The sequence below is a fragment of the Shewanella sp. GXUN23E genome, assembly GCF_050865035.1.
In the GTDB taxonomy this organism is placed as follows: Bacteria; Pseudomonadota; Gammaproteobacteria; order Enterobacterales; family Shewanellaceae; genus Shewanella.
Genome location: NZ_JBOZWP010000007.1, coordinates 94734 through 113153, shown reverse-complemented (window position 1 = coordinate 113153; position 18420 = coordinate 94734). Strand labels below are relative to the sequence as shown.

Sequence of the window (18420 nt, the reverse complement as noted above, 5' to 3'; positions counted from 1 at the left end):
CGCGCAGGGAATACTCCCTTAGCGATGATTGTGCCAATGTGTTAATCGGCTGATGTAATGGCTAATTTTTTCATTCTATTGCTTAAGGTTTGATGATTGTTGTAACCCAGCAATTGGGAAGCTTTACGCTTGCTCCCGTTCGTTTTACTGAGTGCAGCAAGTATGTAGTGGCGCTCAACATCAGCAAGAACACACTGTATATCAAAGCCTTGCGAAAGACCCCGATTCAGAATTGAGCCGCTTAAGTCTGCAGTCGGTAATATCGCCTGTTCGATGTCTCTGGCTGAAATCGTGTCTGACGTGGCCCACAAGGCCGCTCTAAGTAACGTCGCTTTTAACTCACGGATATTGCCGGGCCAATTATGGCGAGTGATAACTTTTTTTGCAGAGTCGGAAATATTTTTACCAGTCAAATCTGGGTGCCCCTCCGTCAGTTGCAACATGAGGGCATCAGCCAGATACGGGATATCATCCCCCCTCTCCCTTAATGGAGGAAGTCTGAGAATACCGATTGCCACCCGGTAAAAAAGGTCATCCCGAAAATGTCCTTTTGAAACTTCGGCCATTAAGTCTTTGTTAGTGGCAACAATGAGTCGAAAGTCACTACGCTGCTCTTTAGTGTCCCCCAGACGTGTGAATGTGCCATCGTTAAGGACTCTCAGCAGCCGGACCTGGGCCGCTGCATCCAGCTCGGCAAATTCATCCAAAAACAGTGTGCCTCGGTGTGCTTGTTCGAATATTCCCGCCTTGTCAGCCAAAGCCCCCGTAAAAGCCCCTCGCTTGTGACCAAACAACACTGAATCAATAAGCTCAGGCGGAATCGCGCCGCAATTGACGGCTACAAATGCTTGGTCCTTTCTGCTGCTGGCATGATGGATCGCACGAGCGAACAACTCTTTACCCGTGCCGCTCTCCCCCAAAATAAGTGCCGGGACCTCTTGCTCCGCCAAGATTTGCGCCTTGAGAATTAACTGCTGAATGTCATTACAACGAGTGAGAATGTCATTAAAAGCGGAACTGATTGCAGGATAGTCTTGTGTAAGACCTTGAAGGCTCGAAGGCGATAGTTCAGCGATTGCAGGTAGAAACTGAGCGGATAGGCGTACCGGTATGTCAACGCATTGCACACCCTGCTCTCTCGACGCCTGGTAAAATTGACACGGGTAGCGAGTCTTACCCAATAGCACCCAAACCACTTGCATGGCAGGTGTCCCTGGGCTTAACAAAATCGACAACTCAGTATCGGGTAACGCTCGTTGGGAAAGAAAATGATCTGTGGCTAGGTAAATTTCTCGATAGTCGATAGGCGATTGAATGTCAGCCTTGATGGCCGTTACAACGCAATCAAGTTGGACTGACAACTTTGCCAGGTAGGGCTCCACCACTTCATCTGGGTAGTTATAAATAAGCTCTACGGCATCAAATGACTTGGCAGATACCGTGGCCCAAATTGGACCAGCCAATTGGCCTGCTGATAGCTCTAGATCTGTTGCCCCAATCCAGCTCACCAGCAACTGCTTTTTACGATTGTTCATCCATAAACCAACGCAATAAATATAAGGTGGCGATATCCAAGGCTACAAGGATTGTGGCCTGGTCGTATCAGCCTTGCCTGCCACCAGCCTTATTTTTAAGGCTGGTGGCAGGCAAGGCAGTGTGAGCATTGTTAGAAAAAACATATTTAATTTCAATGAATTTTGCGTATTTCCTTAAGAACTCACTTAAACATGGGTATTAGACATTTCACTGTCACGCATACCAATCCTCACCAACACCCACTCATGTACCTCTGATTCGACCCAAGCAACTGAACGCTCCCCTAAAGACACAGATTTAGGAAAATCGTCCTGTGCCATCAAGCGATAAATCGAGGCGCGTGACAGCGCAGTGCATTCCATGACTTCTTTCAATTTAATCAGTCTCATGATGATGTCCTTGGTTATTGACTCATCACATATGCGCTGTCGGTATTTTTTAACTTTTGCTTGCTATTCCCTTGTCCAAAGCCGATTCGAATCTTTTTCAGATATATATCACTCAGGTGCACATCCCCGTGCTTCGCTCGTTTCTTCACAGGAGGCTTTATGCACCACTATCAATTTTCCACACCTACAGACAGTTGGTCAGAGACTGCCCAGCAAATCCTGGACACTGCCGCCAATATCATTGCTGAGCGCTATCAGCGCGGCGATGTATTCAGTAACCCAGATGCGGTAAAGCAGTATCTGAGCTTCAAGCTCAACCAACATGACCGAGAAGTTTTTGCCGTGATGCTGCTGGACAGTCAGCACCATCTGATTGATTACAAGGAGCTGTTCTTTGGCACCATAGACAGTGCCAGTGTCTACCCCAGAGAAGTGGTTCGTCATGTATTGAACAGCAATGCAGCAGCGGTGATTTTTGGCCACAACCACCCTTCTGGTGACTGTACCCCGTCTCAAGCAGACAGGCGGCTAACTTCTCGATTGCAAAATGCGCTAGCCACCATAGATGTTCCAGTTCTTGATCACATTGTTGTTGGCGAAAAGTGCTGTTCCTTTGCCGAACGCGGCTGGCTCTAACCCCTCATTCATCCTCAAGCTGCCTGTCGGCAGCTATTTTGCCATTCCGCCAATAAGGAGTTCCCATGATCGTTTTTTCAGACAGCTTTTCGCAGGCTTGCGTAGCTGAGGCCTGCAGCGCATCACCCCAACTACTGAACCGCTTGGCGCTTGAACTGACATTACCCATATTCAACCGCCCTTTAGATAACGAAGGCCATGTCATAGGCCCACCCGCAATAGAACCATTGAGTACTTTGCGCAGGACGCTGTTACTGGTCTCGCCTCGCGATCTCATTGAGCACATCCCCAAAGAAATAGCTTTTGTGCGGCAACAATGCCTTTGCAATGTGTACGGTCAGCCCACAGGAGAATGGCAGCGCATCATCAACGGCGTGTACTACAACCATGGCAGTAACGAGTCACCTGACTGGCAAAGCCATACCTGAATCTGCCCCCCGAAACCAACAGCACTAACGCCATAGGAGGTAATATGCAACTCACAACCTATCCCAAACTCAACCTGCCCGAGCGCTTCTATCAATTAGTCGGCCAGTATCTGGCTTCGCACGCAGCAGCAGAAACTAGCCCTAACGGTACCCTGCTTACCCTTAATTTTCGCGATCCTGACTATAGCGTTGAGGATGGAGGCTACCACCCGGTGGAGATTGGACTGACGCGCCAAGATGGTAACTGGCAACTAAGTTACGTCACCGACTTTGCCCTATGCGGCGGGCCATTTCCTGAACTGGTGAAGGAGTTGGACATTTGCTTTAGCGAGCACCGGCTCTACAACAGCTTCTTTGGCTGTTGCGCCATTACTCAGGCGGTAGAGCTTATCACCACCTATCTAGAAAACTTCGTGGAGTACGACAAAGCCAATGTTTATCAGGTGGAAATCACCACGCATTGAACATCTGGCGCTGTCAGGTACCCAAAATGGCATTGTGGGCACGTTAAAACTTAGGCCCCATGCGGGTTTGAGAATAGTCGGTTCCCACAATGACAAAATAGCACATTGAAGGAACTTGCATATGAAGGAAGTCGAAGCTGTAAAAAATCATGACACCATCAAGCTTATCAGTTTCCTGCTTGAGCGCCACAGTGGCAGGCAGATGCGCGATGTGTGGGAGATAGGCCTGAATCTGGCGCTGCGCATTTCAGATCTGCTGGCCATCCGCTTCAGCGACATTGAAGACGACACACTCACGATACGTGAACGCAAAACCGGCAAACTGGCGCGCATCAAACTCAACAGTAAAACCCGAGATCGGATTGAGGCCATTCGCGCAGAGCATACTGATCACGTGTATCTGTTCCAGTCCTATCGCAGTCCGGGCATGCAACACAAACCGCCTAAGCCGCTAACTCGCCGCGCCGTGACTAAGGCGTTCTCGCTCATCGGTGAGGAGGTCAATATCGTCCTGGGTACCCACTCCATGCGTAAAACCCGTGGCTATTTGCTGTATCAGCAATGCAAAGACCTGGGCCGGGTGATGCGCATGCTCAGGCACCACTCTGAAGCCGTGACGTTGCGATATATCGGTATCACCCAGCAGCAGGTCGATCAGGATTTTCTATCCCTGGAAATCTAGGCCTGTCTTCTCCCCCTCCTCCGAATATTCCCTTCCTACACCTTTGTTATCACCGCTGACAGTGCATGCGTACTCGTTGGCATTAATCACAGGAGCAATCCCATGAAGCAATTTATAGCCGGTGATCACCTGGTCACCAATATCGATCCCTTGGGGATCACAGAGCACCATGGTCTCTATACCGGAGACGGTATGGTTATCCATCAAGCCAAAAGTGGCATCATCGAAGAGGTACCGCTGGAGATCTTCAGTGGCGGCAATGAAGTTCGGCTTAAGCGTCGCGTCCCAGCGCCCAGAACAGCCATTGAAGAGGCTCGCCGTCACTTAGGTGAGATGCACTATCAGTTGTTTTCCGACAACTGTGAGCATTTCGTCAATAAAGCCGCTGATGACAGGTCCACATCCAACCAAGTTGCCAATGCCGAGCATCTGGCGCTTCAGGCTGTGGCACGCACTAGCATGATTGGCACCACCGCATATCGCGTAGTCACCAGCACAGTGGGCACTGTCACCTTAGTCTCTACCATCAGTAAGATGGCTGGGGAATATGTAGGTCTGCCTGATAACCTTAACACCATCATAGGTACACCTGGTGATCTGGTTGCCAAGCCACTGGAGACTGTCATCAATGGAGTTGGGCGCACGCTGTCAGATACGGCAAACTCTCTGGCTGATGGGGAGTATGGGCCTGCAATAGGAAATCTAGCAGAGGGCGCAATCATGGTTCCTCTGGAAACCGCGTTGTCTTGCCTAGAGACAGGGGTCAATGGTGTCCGAGCTGTCGGCGGTTTAATTGAAGATACCTGGAACTGGTTCTGTAACTAACTTGCCCAATCATTCCTATTGGACATGGCTGCTCTGTCGACAACATAAAGAGGAGGCATTCGCCTCCCTCTTTATTTTTATCTACAGAAAGGGCTTTTGGCTTCGTCCCAGATGTCGATGGCCATCACCAATGTCTTTACTGTGAGTTTTTGCTAAATAGCTAAGCCTTTGCATCACTGCATTGAACTGGTTTGGGATATCAGGAGAATTAGCGTCCAGGTAGTACTGACCGTTCTGACAGAAATGCACCAGATTAACGGCCTCTCGCTCATCCAAACCGAGCGCTGATGCCCAAGAGGTGGCTATTTTACTGCACAGGTTTGAATGGTTCAGATCAAATTTACCCAGGTGCGCAATGGAGTCTTTGTTAAACATAAACACCAGATGGTAATGCCAGTTGTGGGATTCATGCTGTTCTCGGACCCACACATAGCTGAAGCCGATGCCGGTTGGGGACTTTCTTTGCTTATCCCAGACGACAAGCCTTGCTTTAAAAGCCTCAATAAAGCGTGAGATTGCTCCGTGGTCCTTGTCACTCCAGCTATTGGGGAAATGCAGGTCAAAACGAACTAAGTAAACTCTTTTGTAGTTGGTCGTTTGCTGGGTTAAAACGTTAGATATGGCATTGAGATAGTAAGGGTTGTACATGGTTAACTCCTATGTTTTGTACACATGCAAAACATGAAGTCATCGAGTATTTTTCTACATAAACAGATCCCGCACACATTAAGCACAGTGAGACACACCGCGGATGTAGCACTACTACTAAATACTTACCAAAACAAATAGAGTGTTACGTATACAAATAGAGTGTTACGTATATTAACAAACCAATGTTTGCTTCCCCCAAACACGCCGTATATCCACGGCATAAACGAAATAATGCTTTATGACGCCGGGACCTTCTCCTAAATTTTCACTCTGGAGTTATCTAAATTAAGGCTTATCCGTGATGATCTTTATCGCTGACTTGACTCGCTTGTCTATGGGTTCCTTGGCTAAAGAGAATACTTCCCCAGAAAAGACCATTGTATCAGCGTATTGTTCAGCATTTGGCACTGATACCTGAAGCACGCAAGTACTTACCATAGTACGCTCCCCTTTAGCCTTTGAGTCGTTATCTGTTTCAAGAGCATCAGAACAACCAACAGTTGCCACCATGACTTGCGCTGGCAAATGACCTACTAGTTGTATATTAGAGCCAAACAAGTCAATGAATTCCCGCCATTGCCTTGAGAGTTCCCATAGCTTCCAGACAACTTCTTCAACTAGCTTATAAATGAAGAACCCTTTCAAAAACTGGTCACCATCAGTACCTTTTTCCGTATCAACATCGCCATCACCGACAGAGGTTTCCAACTCCATGGATAGGACTTTGCACAGCTTGAATTGAACTAAACTCTGGATTTCTTCGAGTGGGAACTCTATTTGCCCGTCGCCTGCCGTCGACAGGCTCCCATCTTTCTTAAGTGCTCCAAATTCACTAAGTAATTCCCAGATAACCGTAAGGCCCAAGTGGTGAATATAAATCGCCAATCGACGTTTGTTACTGCAAAAAATCTCGGCAAGTTCAAAGTATTGCTCATCGGATAAAGACATCGCATCACGCGCACAAGGCAAACGCTCAGGCGTTTTAGCTGCTTTGTCATGATAAGCGACCAACTCTCTGAAAAAGCGAAATGGTGTTAAATAGTGTCCATCGACATTGACTCCTAAATTTATAACCTTCTGATCAGAGCATTGCGGATAAATTCGATAAATTGCCCCTAGGCGAGGTGTAACCACCGTTGGCGGCAATCCGCTAGTTACGTAAACTATCCCTCGACTCACCAATCCCTTAGTTGCTCTCCGAAGTTGTGTATCAGACAAATTTAAATGCTGCGCAAATCGTTGAGAGTCGACTCCCACCGCATATCCTGCCTGATTTGAGCATTTCAGTAACGCAGCCCATACAAGGCGCATTGCCCAGGTAAGTGGTGCTGTTTTCCCCTGACCCTTACTTGGCGAATGATGAGCAGCTACCAACGCATACTCAAACTCATCCGCCCAGCATATTTCTGCACGAAAGTTTTGCCACAATAGCCAGGATTCAGGAGACAAGCTGTATTCGAATTGAGGCCGATCCTTTTCCCCTTTTTTATACTTGACGGCACTTTTAATCTTCCAGAAGTACCCCTCCTTTTCCAGATATTCCAAGGCAACAATTAACTGACGTTGCGATACTCCCAACTCTTCAGCAATAACCTTCCTCCTTCCAAGGATCCAGTCACACCCAAAGCTTGCACACCAAGCAAGTAACACTAGCTTGGTTGCGCTGTCTGCACCTGTCATTGACTGCAAGAGATCCATTGCAAAATCCCATTAACGATGAAACTTCCCTAGGTATACCATCATAAAGCCTATAAAAATAGTGACTGAAAACCAATCAACGACATGTTACATTACATGTAATACAAACAAAAAAACACAACAATCATGTCAAACAGCAAGCCATTATCTCCCCCGGATATCATCAAGCTATTTGATTTTTTCGACTCAGATACACCTAAGGCATTGGGTTGGAGTCATCGCTACCTTGCAGGTAAAGGAATTCAGCTCTCGAACCCGGCAATCAGCTCGCAACAAGTCAAAATCGAGCTGGCAACCTACCTTTCAGCTAGAACAGTGCAACCTGGCGAAATAAAACAATTGGCCCGAGCAATGGGGGATGCCTGGCGAGTACGAAAACATCGCCAGAGTAAGGGGATATCAACTGTATCTCTCAGCTTAGCTAAGGCCACAGCCGACAAACTGACTAGCATGAGCAAGGGCACCACAAAGTCAGAAACTATCTCGATGTTGATTGAAGGTGGGTATAGCGACTTTTTGCGGCACCAAGCAGCTCTTCAAAAACATAAAGAAGAACAAAAACAAATAGCTAAAATAAAACGACAGAGGGATAACATCGATAAGCTAAGACTAATGACTGCCAGCAAAAGTGAGGATAGGAGCGATGAAATTTCGCAACTAATAGCATTAAATGAAGAGCTAAAAATCCAAATGGCAGAACTCTATGACCTGATCTTTAACTCCAACGAGCAAGATCGCGCTATAGATGAAAAAACTCTGCTGAGAGCGACAAAACTCTACTTCGCATGCTTCAACAAGTAACTCTATATTAGCATCATAAAATGTATGTAACTGGCTTGAGAATATCCCTAGAAAACACCACCGGTCATTGCTAGACTACAAAAGAAAACTTAAGAGCCATTAGTTAGAAAAAAGATTCAAAAACATCATTAAAAAACTCATAAAATAGACAGAAACGCAAAGATAACTCAAATTTAAGACGTCAGTTTGCAAGATAAATCGGGAACTTAACCAGCAAGAGTTAATATTTTGCAAGCCAATGATTAAAAAGATAAATAAATCACTATTTTTAGCAGTATCCAAAACAGCATTCCAACTACAAATTCAAACCAATAATTTTTATTTATATCATAAACTTATGGTGTCAATTTTGTGGACGCCGCCCCACCAATGCCTAGTAAAAAAGCCACCTTCGGGTGGCTTTTTTCTTACCTGAAATCGGTGTTTTTCAAAACAATACGTCATTTCCATCCATGCTGCTGACCCATCATCAGAGGCCTTTTATGATGCTGGATATTTTGGCAGCCTATTTTGATATGTCTGCCTCCAGGATCTCAGAGCAGTGCTCGATAGTCAGTTGAAACGCCGCCAATCACCGTTATGGATGTGTTCCATCTTCTCGAAACCTGAGGAAATCGGCAGGCGTGCGTCGACCTTGTATCGATTCAACCTCGCAGGATCAGCGCATCAATAACCAGAGCCTCCATCACAACTCAGCTTGCCTTGAGACCGCTGCATTTGTAGATGTTTTTCTGAAGCACCTGACCACGCATTAACAATTGAACAATCAAACGACCAAACCAGACAAAGGCGTGCAAAATAATAACCCTGCATTCAGGTCTGATGTCATCAAAGCAGCGCAGGTAAGGGATAACAGGTATAATCCGCCCTGAATTTACAGACAGAGACACAAAACCATGAGCCAACAGGCCAACAACCCGCTTCACGGTATCAAGCTGGAGACTTTACTGACCGAGCTGGTTGAAGCTATGGGGTGGGAAGAGCTGGGCAATCGCATTGATATTCGTTGCTTCACCCATGATCCAAGCATCAAGTCCAGCCTGAAGTTTCTGCGCAAGCAGCAGTGGGCCAGAGACAAAGTGGAAGCACTTTATTTGCGCCACAAAGGGATTAAAAGCAACCATAAGCCAGCAAGCGTCAAGCCCCGTCCAGCGGTAACACTGACTGAGCCGAAAGCGGCAGCAAACCGTCAGCCCTCCTCAGGAGTGAATGCGCATATTTGGGGAAAATAAGCCGACTTATACCAACTTCATCAATAGTTTGATCAATTCAGAGCGTGCGGGTTTCAATGCACTTGATACTGTGCCCAGCCGTCTTGACATGGCACCACTATGACTTCGCCAGCTCGCAAGCCACAAGGATGTAGCGAATGTCATTGACGCACGACTGTATGGATGCAGGAGGTAGAGCAACGCAGGAGCAGTTGCCAGGGAGCGGTTAATGACCTTGTCTCAAGCGCATTGAACTCCCGCTGCAACAGATCAACGATTAAATGAAATAGGTATTAAACAGTAACCTCATAAAGAATCAGCCACGCTTAAGTGCATGGCTGATTGAAGATTCAGTAATTGTCAGATCAGGTCTGAACCACTACATATCATGTTAAAATTTCAGATTATTCCTTGCGCCCTGCATTTGACTGCCGGATAAAAATGTCTCATCGAAGTTATTCATGGCTTTGATGGTGGGCAGCTCTGCCATAGTGGCATTGAGCTCGTCAGCGGCATGGTTCAGCGCATCATATTGACTGTCTATCGCGGTTTCAGTCTGCACGTATATGTTATGGCCGACATCGCCATAGGATTTAAGATAGTAGGTCACATCCCCCTGGCTCTCTTCATCGCCAATATCGGATACGCCCAGAGAATTATTTCCCAGAACACAAAACGTACCGGCCTCGTCGATACATTTTTGCATCAGTTCATCGGTAAATTTTTTGCCCGGAGTCCATACCAACTGTCCATCGTCAATGCTGTAGTTGTTCCACATGTTGTATGCCATACCGATGTAAGTGTTGGGCCACTTTTCCGCAGCGACCTCGATTTGCCATCCGAGGCACTCCTTGTCTTTTGCCACCGTCAGCCCCACATCCATCATCACTTCTATATTGTGTCGGCCATCAGGACGGTTGTAGTCACCTTTATTGCGCCACATGGTCTCAGCATGGTGTGTCATACAACCGGATACGGCAATCTCACGGACAACACTTATGCCGTTATATTCAGCGGCAAGTTTGCTCTGAAAATCTTCCCAGGCGGTGCGGAATGCAGGCTTCCAGTATGAGGGCAAAATACCGATTTTATCGTTTTTGAAGTATACCTTTAGACCACACACTTCATCATTGGTGGCATTGCTGCCATTCTCGCAGTTGCGCAGTGTCAGCTTGCCATTATGAACATGTTGGGTTAGCCACTTAGGTGAATATACGCCGGAAAACACCCTGATTTTCAGACCCAGTTGATTTTCGTTGCTGGCATTCCAGGCGTTGACGGCCGCAATAGCCTTATCAATGACATTGCCCTCGCTGTAATGCTGGATCTCTCCGTTGGCACTGTCCTGCAGATGTTTCCACTCTACCTGTACAACCAAACCATCAACATACTTGCCTATAGCCTCTTCAACTATCTGACCTGAGCTGTTTCTGACTTTGATCAGTTGATTGGGGTCGTCAAAACCGTTACGGTCAGATTGATAACCTGACACCTCGCCACTGACATCGCCCCGCAGCAAAAAACCCGTCAACCGCTCTTTTATTTCGGGACTCTCAGTTTGACCAGCATCAAGCTCTTCGGCAAATCCCGCCGATTGCAGCAAACAAACCATGATGGCGGCGTTTACCGCGGCAAGCCATTTCATTTTCACGTTTTTCATTGCTTTCCCCTTATTGTTTTTATATTACAAATCGGATAACAACCTAGGAGCTTGCCCGGACAAATACAATCACTGACTAATGTAAAGGTTGTTGAAAAACGCGCTGGCTCACCTATTCAACCCACACAATCTGTACAACTGGTTGCTTTAAAAGGTTTATTACCGGTGTTCAATAATCGTTCGTTATGGAGAAAACACTGTGCTGAAGAGTAACTAGCTACCCACTCAGTCTAGGGTGGTGCTGGCCCGCGTGGACCTGTCAACAGGGTTCCTGCCTCATCACCGAGCCGCACAGCTTGCCTTCCGGCATGCACCGAATTGATATCAATATGAAAAACATTGCAGCAGGAAACCTCTGCAATCAGGCGTGCCGAAAACGAAAAAGGAGCCAAAGGCTCCTTTTAATTATCAGTATCCGCAGAGGGTTAGTTATCTTCGTCGACGAAGTGATACTCAGACATCAGATGCCCAAGCTGGGTGGATTTGGTTTTCAGATACGCTTCATTGTACTGATTTTTACCAACCTGCAATGGCACCCGCTCAGCTACATCCACACCCACATCCTGCATGGCTTTAACCTTGCGCGGATTATTGGTCATCAGACGCACCCGGGAGATCCCCAGATGAGCCAGCATCGGCTGGATCATGTCATAACGGCGCATGTCCGCTTCAAAACCCAACTGCTCGTTGGCTTCCACGGTATTGGCGCCCTGATCCTGCAGCGCATAGGCGCGGATTTTATTAAGCAAACCAATGCCACGCCCTTCCTGACGCAGATAAAGAATAAAGCCCCGACCGGCTTCGGCAACGTTCTGCATTGCGGTCTGCAGCTGAAAACCACAGTCACAGCGTAAACTGAACAGCGCATCTCCGGTGAGACATTCTGAATGGATGCGTCCAAGCACGGGCTGCTCGCCTGACAGATCTCCGAATGTCAGCGCCACATGTTCTTTGCCGGTTTCTGTGTCTTCGAAGCCATGCATGGCAAATACCCCCCAAGGGGTTGGCAGCTTGGACGTTGCGATATATTTAATCGACATGAATCAACCTTAACGACTGCTCTCTTTCCGTGAGACAGCAATCCTCCCTGATCAAAATTACTTATTACCTTGAGAAAAGTGCGAACAACCCGGTTACCGGGTACGGTTAAGCCTGCTATAGAAAAGGCCTGGGACGAATTCGTACCTTTCAAAAAATCCTGCTCTCAACCCCTTGGCGGCTGAGAAAACGAGTCAGGTATTCTATGTGTTTTTTTACCCGACCGGAATAGTCTGATTTAATTGAATGCCCGTCTGTCCATCGCGTCACACTTCAACTACGGGGTTTCGGTAAAAGTCCGGTTTTGACGACAGGATCAACAAAGGGGCACCCGGCCCCTTTGTCATCTTCCGGCCCCGATGCGGCGGTAGCCCGACAATTAAAATGGCTTTGGTGCGAAACCGGTTACCCGCTCCAGCCCCATTTCACGACCCAGTTTGGTCATCGGGTGTACCACTACCAGACCTTTCACTGCGCGCTTCAGGGCACCCATGTCAGCCTGCTCGGCACTGGTCAGCTCACGACGAAATGCCATGGCACTGAGCTGCTGGCCTTCTTTACCCAGAATTCTGGACTGCTGCCCTTTGATGGCGGAGATACGTTTGGTGGTGGCAGCAATTTCACGCTTGAACTGCATCACGATGGCAGTGTCACCACGTTGCTCTGCTGCAACAAGTTTACGGCGGAATTTGTCCAGCTTATCGTGCAGCTGTTGCAGTTCCTGTTTTAAATTCATGACTAAACCTCTGGAAGCCTGACGGCGAATGGCGGGATTATATCAGATATCGCCAATGAGTCCGAGTATTGCGGCGCTTATTCCACTGGTTTCAGGGAGATAATTCGCTGATTGCTGCTGCCGCGAAACGCCAGTGACGGGTCCTGCAGCGCCTGCTCAAACTTGCCATCCACCAAGGTATCTACCAACGCCACAACGGCTTGCTGCTCAGGCGTCAAATGCTCATGGGTATAACCGGTCCACAGCCATACGTCTTTGCCGGGACACTCTGAGCGCACCCGCTCCAGCAGCGCCTTGATGGCAGCGAGGTTACCGGGAAACAGCGGATCGCCGCCGGACAGGGACAAACCACGGCGCTTGACCCGGGTGTCGTTCAAATCGCGGATGATGGTATCAGCCATGGCCTCATCGAACAGATGGCCGGAGCGCGGATCCCAGGTGCTCTGGTTATAGCAGCCGCGGCACTGATGTTCACAACCCGAGACAAACAGGGTGGCACGGGTGCCGGGACCATTAACCACATCGATGGGATAATACTGGTGATAATTCATCTTATTTCTCCTGCCGGAAAAGGACAAAAGGCGCCCTTATTCAAGGAGCGCCTTTTTTAATACAAAGTCGTGCAGTTACAGATGCTTAACCCGACGCTTTACTTCTTCCTGCTTGCCGTGGTTGAACGGACGGGCATCAGGGCTTCCCAGGTAGCCACATACACGGCGGGTCACAGACACCCGGCTTGGCTCGTGGTTGCCACACTTGGGACAGGTAAAGCCCTTGCTGGTACAGGTGAATTCGCCGGTGTAGCCACAGTCGTAACACTCATCAATCGGCGTGTTGGTGCCATAGTATGGCACGCGGCTGAAGCTGTAATCCCACACATCCTCCAGCGCCTCGATATTGTGCTGCATGTTGGGGTATTCGCCGTAACAAATGAAACCACCATTGGCCAGCTCAGGATAAGGCTGTTCAAAGTCCAGCTTGTCGTAAGGGTTGACCTTCTTTTCCACATCCAGGTGGAAACTGTTGGTGTAATAACCTTTGTCAGTCACGCCATCAACCAGACCGAACTCTTTGGCATCCAGCTTGGCAAAGCGGCTGCACAGACTCTCACTCGGGGTGGAGTACAGACTGAAACCATAACCGGTTTCGTCCTTCCAGGCCTGAGTGGCAGCTTTCAGGTGCTTAACGATATTCACGGCCTTTTCACGCAGTACTGCGCTGTCAAACACATGTTCATCTGTACCGTACAGGGCATTGATGGTTTCATGCAGACCGATATAACCCAGACTGATCGACGCGCGGCCATTTTTGAAGATTTCTGACACTTCGTCATCCGGCTTCAAGCGCACGCCACAGGCACCTTCCATATACAGGATAGGTGCAACGCGGGCTTTCACGCCCTGCAAACGTTCGATACGGGTATCCAGCGCCCTGCGGGCAATGGCCAGACGATCATCCAGCAGACGGTAAAACTCAGCTTCATCGCCTTTGGCTTCCAGCGCGATACGCGGCAGGTTCAGACTCACCACGCCCAGGTTATTGCGGCCTTCATGGATCAGTTCGCCGTTCTCTTCATAGGTACCCAGGAAGCTGCGACAGCCCATTGGGGTCTTGAAGGAACCGGTCACCTTTTCCACCATCTCATAGTTGAGAATGTCCGGGTACATGCGCTGAGTGGCACATTTGAGCGCCAGCTGCTTGATATCGTAGTTGCAGTCACCGGCCTTGTGGTTGATGCCATCACGGATAGCAAACACCAGTTTCGGGAACACTGCGGTTTTCTTGTTCTTGCCCAGACCACCAATGCGCACTTTCATCATTGACTGCTGGATCAAACGGGATTCCCAGCTGGTACCCAGACCAAAACCGAAGGTTACAAATGGCGTTTGACCATTGGCGGTGTGCAGGGTGTTGACTTCGTATTCCAGCGACTGGAACGCGTCATAACACTCTTTCTCGGTGCGGCTGTGAGCATAGGCTTCGGCATCAGGGATCGCCCATTCACGGCCAATTTCCAGATGTTTTTCGTAACTCTTGGTCACAAACGGTGCCAGCACTTCATCGATACGGTTAATGGTGGTGCCGCCATAGATGTGGCTGGCTACCTGGGCGATGATTTGCGCCGTGACCGCAGTAGCGGTAGAGATAGACTTAGGAGTATCAATCTCGGCATTGCCCATCTTGAAGCCCTGGGTCAACATGCCGGCCAGATCGATCAGCATACAGTTGAACATAGGGAAGAAAGGCGAGTAATCCAGATCGTGATAGTGAATTTCGCCACGCTCATGGGCGCCCACCACATCCTTGGGCAGGATATGACACTTGGCATAGTGCTTGGCGACAATACCGGCCAGCAGATCGCGCTGAGTCGGGATCACCTTGGAGTCTTTGTTGGCGTTCTCATTGAGAATAGAAGCATTGCTCTGCTCAATCAGACCACGGATTTCGATGTTCAGACGGCTTGAGGTTTCACGACACACATCGCGGTCATGACGGTACTCAATATAGTGGCGGGCAACCTGCTTGTAGGGGCCTTCCATCAGCTGGTTTTCTACCAGAGACTGCAGATGAGAGATCTCCACTTCGTCCAGATGTGCAACGGCCTGACTGACCACATCAGCCACGGTTTGCGCATATTCAACGTCTGTAATCCCTTCAGATCTTGCAGCAGCTATTACCGCGTCCCTAATCCTGGAACCGTCAAAAGAGGTACGGCAACCGTCCCGCTTAATCACAACTGGCATAAGGTTTTATCACTCCCAAGCTGGACAAGGCATTTACTATATATAGTGCCTTGTGAGTACTAGAACACAAGATGTTGCGTATTAAGCGCCAAGCGAACGACGTCTGCTTTGATCTGGATCAAGTTATTCAGGTAACAGTTCAAAGCGTGAGTCATTAGTGTCGTTGCCCCCAAAAAGTGACCAGGATCTCCTTGACCACCCAGGTTAATGGCGCTAGTCACAGGGCAAATGTGCGGCCAAACGCAGTTTCAACATTTAATGCCGGCACGCTTACCCGAAAACGCCCGGAAACGAAAACACCCGGTAACAAACCGGGTGTTTTCAACGGGAATTGTTAAACCACTGCAATCAGTAAAGGTGTTTACATCACAATCCCAATACCAATTCAATCTGATGTCTGGCACTGAGCACCGCCTGCTCGCCTGCGGCTATCGCTTCTTCGGCGCGGTGAAACTCCATAATGCCAATGTCGCCGACCCGGGGCAGAATGCACACATCCGGTGGATCACCCATCAACCTGGCGCGCTTGTGGCGCTGCTCCAGAATATCCATCGACTGCGACATCACCGCCAGCATGCCAGGGTCCTGCCGGGGTTTACTGGTAAATACGTCGGTCAGCCCGGTCAGGTATTCCCGGCCACGGGCCAGCAGATCGGTAAAACCGGTCGCACTGTGAGCATCAGCTTTGACAATATCCGCGGCGGAGGGGGGCTCACTCTTGAGGCTCACCGGCACCGCCTGAATACGCCGGCGTCGCTCACCACTCAAATCCACCGCAATCACCACATCCACATCCATTGCCCGAGCGACGGAGACCGGCACCGGATTGACCACAGCACCATCCACCAACCAGCGCTCACCCTGCTTAACCGGTGACAAAATACCCGGCATGGAGCATGACGCGCGCACCGCATGCCTCAGCTCCCCTTCAGAGAACCAGATTTCCTGACCTGAATAGAGATCGGTCGCCACCGCGATAAAGGGTAATTTCAGATCTTCAATGCGCACATCACCAATATGGGATTCGAGCACGTTAAACACCCGCTCGCCGCCAATCAGTCCGCCTTTGCGCCAACTGAGATCAAGCAGCCCCAGCACGTCCCACTGGGAAAATCCCCTGACCCAGGACTCCAGCTCATCCAGATTGTCATTGGCATAGGCAGCGCCCACCAGCGCACCAATCGAGCAGCCAGCCACTTTATCCGGAAAAATTCCAAGCTCTGCCAGCCCTTTAAGCACACCAATATGCGCCCAGCCTTTGGCTGCGCCACTGCCCAGTGCCAGCCCTATGGTCAACGGCTTGTGTCCTGCCACACCTTTTCTCCTGTTATCTGCTGCGGTCATCTGCGGCCAGTATATCAGTTGTGACTGACAGACCAATGACAGCAAACACTGACCACACAAATATCCATCGACACCGGAATTGGGTTTAACCCCGAAGCGCATGGGTATACAATAGCGCGTCATTTTTTACAGTGAAGGCGGGCATCATCCCGGCGGACCCGGCTTGGCACCATGATGCCGGCAATAACGGCAGTTCAATCCTTCCATTAGGAGTACACCTTTGCAATTTTCCGATTTCTCTCTGGACAAGCGTTTATTGGCCAGCCTCAATCACATGGGACTCACTACCCCAACCCCCATTCAGGAGCAGGCTATTCCGGTCGCCCTGTCCGGCCGTGACTTGATGGCATCGTCCAAAACAGGTTCAGGCAAGACCCTGGCCTTCCTGCTGCCGGCTATGCAGAGAGTCATCTCCACCAAGGCGCTGTCAAAGAAAGATCCGCGCGTACTTATCCTGCTGCCCACCCGCGAGCTGGCCCATCAGGTATACAGTCAGCTGCGATTGCTGATTGCCAATACCCAGTACAAAGCAGTCGCCATTCTTGGCGGGGAAAATTTCAACGATCAGGCCAAGGCTCTGGCCAAAGACCCACACTTTATTGTGGGCACCCCGGGCCGGGTAACGGACCACCTGTTCCAGAAGCAGCTGTATCTCAACGGTCTGGAGCTGCTCGTTCTGGATGAGGCCGACCGTATGCTGGATTTGGGCTTTGCGCCACAGCTCAAGGCTATCCATGAAGCGGCGGATCATCGACGCCGCCAGACCCTGATGTTCTCGGCCACCTTGGATCACAACGAAGTTAACGACATCGCGGCAGAGCTTTTGAAGCAGCCTGAACACGTTGCCATTGGCGCCAGCCACACAGAGCACAGCGACATCACCCAGCGTATATTCCTGTGTGACAACCTCACCCACAAAGAAGCCGTGCTGCTGGCACTGCTGAAGCAGGAAGAGCACAAGCAGGTCATTCTGTTTACCGCCACCCGTGGCGACACCGACCGACTGGCTACTTTGCTGTCTGAGCAGGGCTTCTCTACCGCGGCCTTAAGTGGCGATCTCAAGCAAAGCGCCCGTAATCAGATCATGGACAGCTTCAGCCGCGGTCAACAGCAAATTCTGGTGACCACAGATGTGGCCAGTCGCGGCCTGGATCTGGTCAATGTGTCTTTGGTGGTTAACTTTGATATGCCCAAGTTTGCCGAAGAGTATGTGCACCGCATCGGTCGTACCGGCCGCGCCGGCGCCAAGGGTGATGCAGTTTCGCTGGTCGGCCCGAAAGACTGGCTGAACTTTAAAAAGGTGCAGGTGTTCCTGCGCAAGACCTTTGACTTCAGCACCCTGCCCGGCCTTGAGCCCAGATTCAGCGGCCTGAAAGAGGCGCCGAAGAAGAAAGCCGCCGCAGGCAATAAGGCATCCGCCAAGCCAGCAAACAAGCGTCCGGCCAAGAAGGCCGCCGACAAGCCAGCCCCCAAGCGTGATAAACGCTTTATTACAGGTGTGGATGTGGGTGACGCGCCAATGCGCAAAAAGCCCAAGCCGAACCTCGACTTTATGGATGATGATGAGTAATCGTCCT

General features: G+C 49.6%; 18 protein-coding genes. 8 read left to right on the top strand and 10 right to left on the bottom strand.

Annotated features, from left to right (window positions below; genetic code table 11):
• Nucleotides 1–41: 41 nt before the first annotated feature.
• Nucleotides 42–1535 carry a sigma-54 interaction domain-containing protein gene (locus ACRRUX_RS08785; RefSeq protein ID WP_432529283.1) on the bottom strand — a complete coding sequence of 498 codons (1494 nt, stop codon included), beginning with the start codon at nucleotides 1533–1535 and terminating at the stop codon, nucleotides 42–44.
• A 186-nt stretch (nucleotides 1536–1721) separates the two neighbouring features.
• Complete coding sequence (locus ACRRUX_RS08780) at nucleotides 1722–1925, bottom strand: AlpA family transcriptional regulator (protein WP_432529281.1); 204 nt, start codon at nucleotides 1923–1925, stop codon at nucleotides 1722–1724.
• A 159-nt stretch (nucleotides 1926–2084) separates the two neighbouring features.
• Between ACRRUX_RS08780 and radC the strand changes: the two genes are divergently transcribed.
• The 5 genes from radC (at nucleotide 2085) to ACRRUX_RS08755 (ending at nucleotide 4960) form a co-directional block, all read left to right on the top strand.
• Nucleotides 2085–2561 carry a RadC family protein gene (gene radC / locus ACRRUX_RS08775; RefSeq protein ID WP_432529279.1) on the top strand — a complete coding sequence of 159 codons (477 nt, stop codon included), beginning with the start codon at nucleotides 2085–2087 and terminating at the stop codon, nucleotides 2559–2561.
• 65 nt (nucleotides 2562–2626) lie between these two features.
• The gene (locus tag ACRRUX_RS08770; protein ID WP_432529277.1) at nucleotides 2627–2989 is read left to right on the top strand and encodes a hypothetical protein; all 363 of its coding nucleotides are present in this window, start codon (nucleotides 2627–2629) and stop codon (nucleotides 2987–2989) included.
• A gap of 44 nt (nucleotides 2990–3033) precedes the next feature.
• Entirely contained in the window at nucleotides 3034–3453 is a 420-nt protein-coding gene (locus ACRRUX_RS08765) for a DUF2787 domain-containing protein (RefSeq protein WP_432529275.1), read from the top strand.
• 121 nt (nucleotides 3454–3574) lie between these two features.
• On the top strand, nucleotides 3575–4135 hold the full coding sequence (locus ACRRUX_RS08760) for a tyrosine-type recombinase/integrase (RefSeq protein WP_432529273.1): 561 nt from the start codon (nucleotides 3575–3577) through the stop codon (nucleotides 4133–4135).
• Between the two features lie 102 nt (nucleotides 4136–4237).
• Nucleotides 4238–4960 (top strand): lecithin retinol acyltransferase family protein, encoded by a 723-nt coding sequence (locus tag ACRRUX_RS08755; RefSeq protein WP_432529271.1) that lies wholly within the window; start codon nucleotides 4238–4240, stop codon nucleotides 4958–4960.
• A gap of 81 nt (nucleotides 4961–5041) precedes the next feature.
• Here the strand turns inward: ACRRUX_RS08755 and ACRRUX_RS08750 are convergent, their stop codons facing one another.
• Together ACRRUX_RS08750 and ACRRUX_RS08745 are read right to left on the bottom strand one after the other, a co-directional pair.
• Nucleotides 5042–5608, bottom strand: a complete 567-nt coding sequence (locus ACRRUX_RS08750; RefSeq protein ID WP_432529269.1) for an inovirus Gp2 family protein — start codon at nucleotides 5606–5608, stop codon at nucleotides 5042–5044.
• A gap of 288 nt (nucleotides 5609–5896) precedes the next feature.
• Complete coding sequence (locus ACRRUX_RS08745) at nucleotides 5897–7309, bottom strand: hypothetical protein (protein WP_432529267.1); 1413 nt, start codon at nucleotides 7307–7309, stop codon at nucleotides 5897–5899.
• A 126-nt stretch (nucleotides 7310–7435) separates the two neighbouring features.
• Here ACRRUX_RS08745 and ACRRUX_RS08740 point away from each other — a divergent pair, with 126 nt between their 5' ends.
• Both ACRRUX_RS08740 and ACRRUX_RS08735 read left to right on the top strand, forming a co-directional pair.
• Nucleotides 7436–8110, top strand: a complete 675-nt coding sequence (locus ACRRUX_RS08740; RefSeq protein ID WP_432529265.1) for a hypothetical protein — start codon at nucleotides 7436–7438, stop codon at nucleotides 8108–8110.
• Between the two features lie 896 nt (nucleotides 8111–9006).
• The gene (locus ACRRUX_RS08735) at nucleotides 9007–9342 is read left to right on the top strand and encodes a VF530 family DNA-binding protein (protein WP_432529263.1); all 336 of its coding nucleotides are present in this window, start codon (nucleotides 9007–9009) and stop codon (nucleotides 9340–9342) included.
• A 370-nt stretch (nucleotides 9343–9712) separates the two neighbouring features.
• On the opposite strand, the gene ACRRUX_RS08730 is transcribed toward ACRRUX_RS08735, so the two are convergent.
• From ACRRUX_RS08730 to rssA, 6 genes are all read right to left on the bottom strand, one after another.
• Complete coding sequence (locus ACRRUX_RS08730) at nucleotides 9713–10981, bottom strand: hypothetical protein (RefSeq protein ID WP_432529261.1); 1269 nt, start codon at nucleotides 10979–10981, stop codon at nucleotides 9713–9715.
• Nucleotides 10982–11406: 425 nt separating this feature from the next.
• Nucleotides 11407–12021, bottom strand: a complete 615-nt coding sequence (gene ribA / locus ACRRUX_RS08725; protein ID WP_432529259.1) for a GTP cyclohydrolase II — start codon at nucleotides 12019–12021, stop codon at nucleotides 11407–11409.
• Nucleotides 12022–12398: 377 nt separating this feature from the next.
• Nucleotides 12399–12755: a YibL family ribosome-associated protein gene (locus ACRRUX_RS08720; RefSeq protein ID WP_432529257.1), complete on the bottom strand. Its 357-nt coding sequence runs from the start codon at nucleotides 12753–12755 to the stop codon at nucleotides 12399–12401.
• A 77-nt stretch (nucleotides 12756–12832) separates the two neighbouring features.
• Entirely contained in the window at nucleotides 12833–13306 is a 474-nt protein-coding gene (gene nrdG, locus ACRRUX_RS08715) for an anaerobic ribonucleoside-triphosphate reductase-activating protein (protein ID WP_432529255.1), read from the bottom strand.
• Between the two features lie 75 nt (nucleotides 13307–13381).
• Nucleotides 13382–15499 (bottom strand): anaerobic ribonucleoside-triphosphate reductase, encoded by a 2118-nt coding sequence (gene nrdD, locus ACRRUX_RS08710; protein ID WP_432529253.1) that lies wholly within the window; start codon nucleotides 15497–15499, stop codon nucleotides 13382–13384.
• A 366-nt stretch (nucleotides 15500–15865) separates the two neighbouring features.
• Complete coding sequence (gene rssA, locus ACRRUX_RS08705) at nucleotides 15866–16813, bottom strand: patatin-like phospholipase RssA (protein WP_432529251.1); 948 nt, start codon at nucleotides 16811–16813, stop codon at nucleotides 15866–15868.
• A gap of 250 nt (nucleotides 16814–17063) precedes the next feature.
• On the opposite strand from rssA, the gene ACRRUX_RS08700 reads away from it, so the two are divergent.
• Entirely contained in the window at nucleotides 17064–18413 is a 1350-nt protein-coding gene (locus tag ACRRUX_RS08700) for a DEAD/DEAH box helicase (protein WP_432529249.1), read from the top strand.
• The last annotated feature ends 7 nt before the right edge of the window (nucleotides 18414–18420 follow it).

Coding starts and splice junctions, on each gene's coding strand:
- ACRRUX_RS08740 (WP_432529265.1), top strand. CDS start 7,436: ATGTCAAACAGCAAGCCATTATCTCCCCCGGATATCATCAAGCTATTT.
- ACRRUX_RS08730 (WP_432529261.1), bottom strand. CDS start 10,981: ATGAAAAACGTGAAAATGAAATGGCTTGCCGCGGTAAACGCCGCCATC.
- radC (WP_432529279.1), top strand. CDS start 2,085: ATGCACCACTATCAATTTTCCACACCTACAGACAGTTGGTCAGAGACT.
- nrdD (WP_432529253.1), bottom strand. CDS start 15,499: ATGCCAGTTGTGATTAAGCGGGACGGTTGCCGTACCTCTTTTGACGGT.
- ACRRUX_RS08760 (WP_432529273.1), top strand. CDS start 3,575: ATGAAGGAAGTCGAAGCTGTAAAAAATCATGACACCATCAAGCTTATC.
- nrdG (WP_432529255.1), bottom strand. CDS start 13,306: ATGAATTATCACCAGTATTATCCCATCGATGTGGTTAATGGTCCCGGC.
- ACRRUX_RS08750 (WP_432529269.1), bottom strand. CDS start 5,608: ATGTACAACCCTTACTATCTCAATGCCATATCTAACGTTTTAACCCAG.
- ribA (WP_432529259.1), bottom strand. CDS start 12,021: ATGTCGATTAAATATATCGCAACGTCCAAGCTGCCAACCCCTTGGGGG.
- ACRRUX_RS08755 (WP_432529271.1), top strand. CDS start 4,238: ATGAAGCAATTTATAGCCGGTGATCACCTGGTCACCAATATCGATCCC.
- ACRRUX_RS08765 (WP_432529275.1), top strand. CDS start 3,034: ATGCAACTCACAACCTATCCCAAACTCAACCTGCCCGAGCGCTTCTAT.
- ACRRUX_RS08735 (WP_432529263.1), top strand. CDS start 9,007: ATGAGCCAACAGGCCAACAACCCGCTTCACGGTATCAAGCTGGAGACT.
- ACRRUX_RS08745 (WP_432529267.1), bottom strand. CDS start 7,309: ATGGATCTCTTGCAGTCAATGACAGGTGCAGACAGCGCAACCAAGCTA.
- ACRRUX_RS08785 (WP_432529283.1), bottom strand. CDS start 1,535: ATGAACAATCGTAAAAAGCAGTTGCTGGTGAGCTGGATTGGGGCAACA.
- ACRRUX_RS08780 (WP_432529281.1), bottom strand. CDS start 1,925: ATGAGACTGATTAAATTGAAAGAAGTCATGGAATGCACTGCGCTGTCA.
- ACRRUX_RS08720 (WP_432529257.1), bottom strand. CDS start 12,755: ATGAATTTAAAACAGGAACTGCAACAGCTGCACGATAAGCTGGACAAA.
- ACRRUX_RS08770 (WP_432529277.1), top strand. CDS start 2,627: ATGATCGTTTTTTCAGACAGCTTTTCGCAGGCTTGCGTAGCTGAGGCC.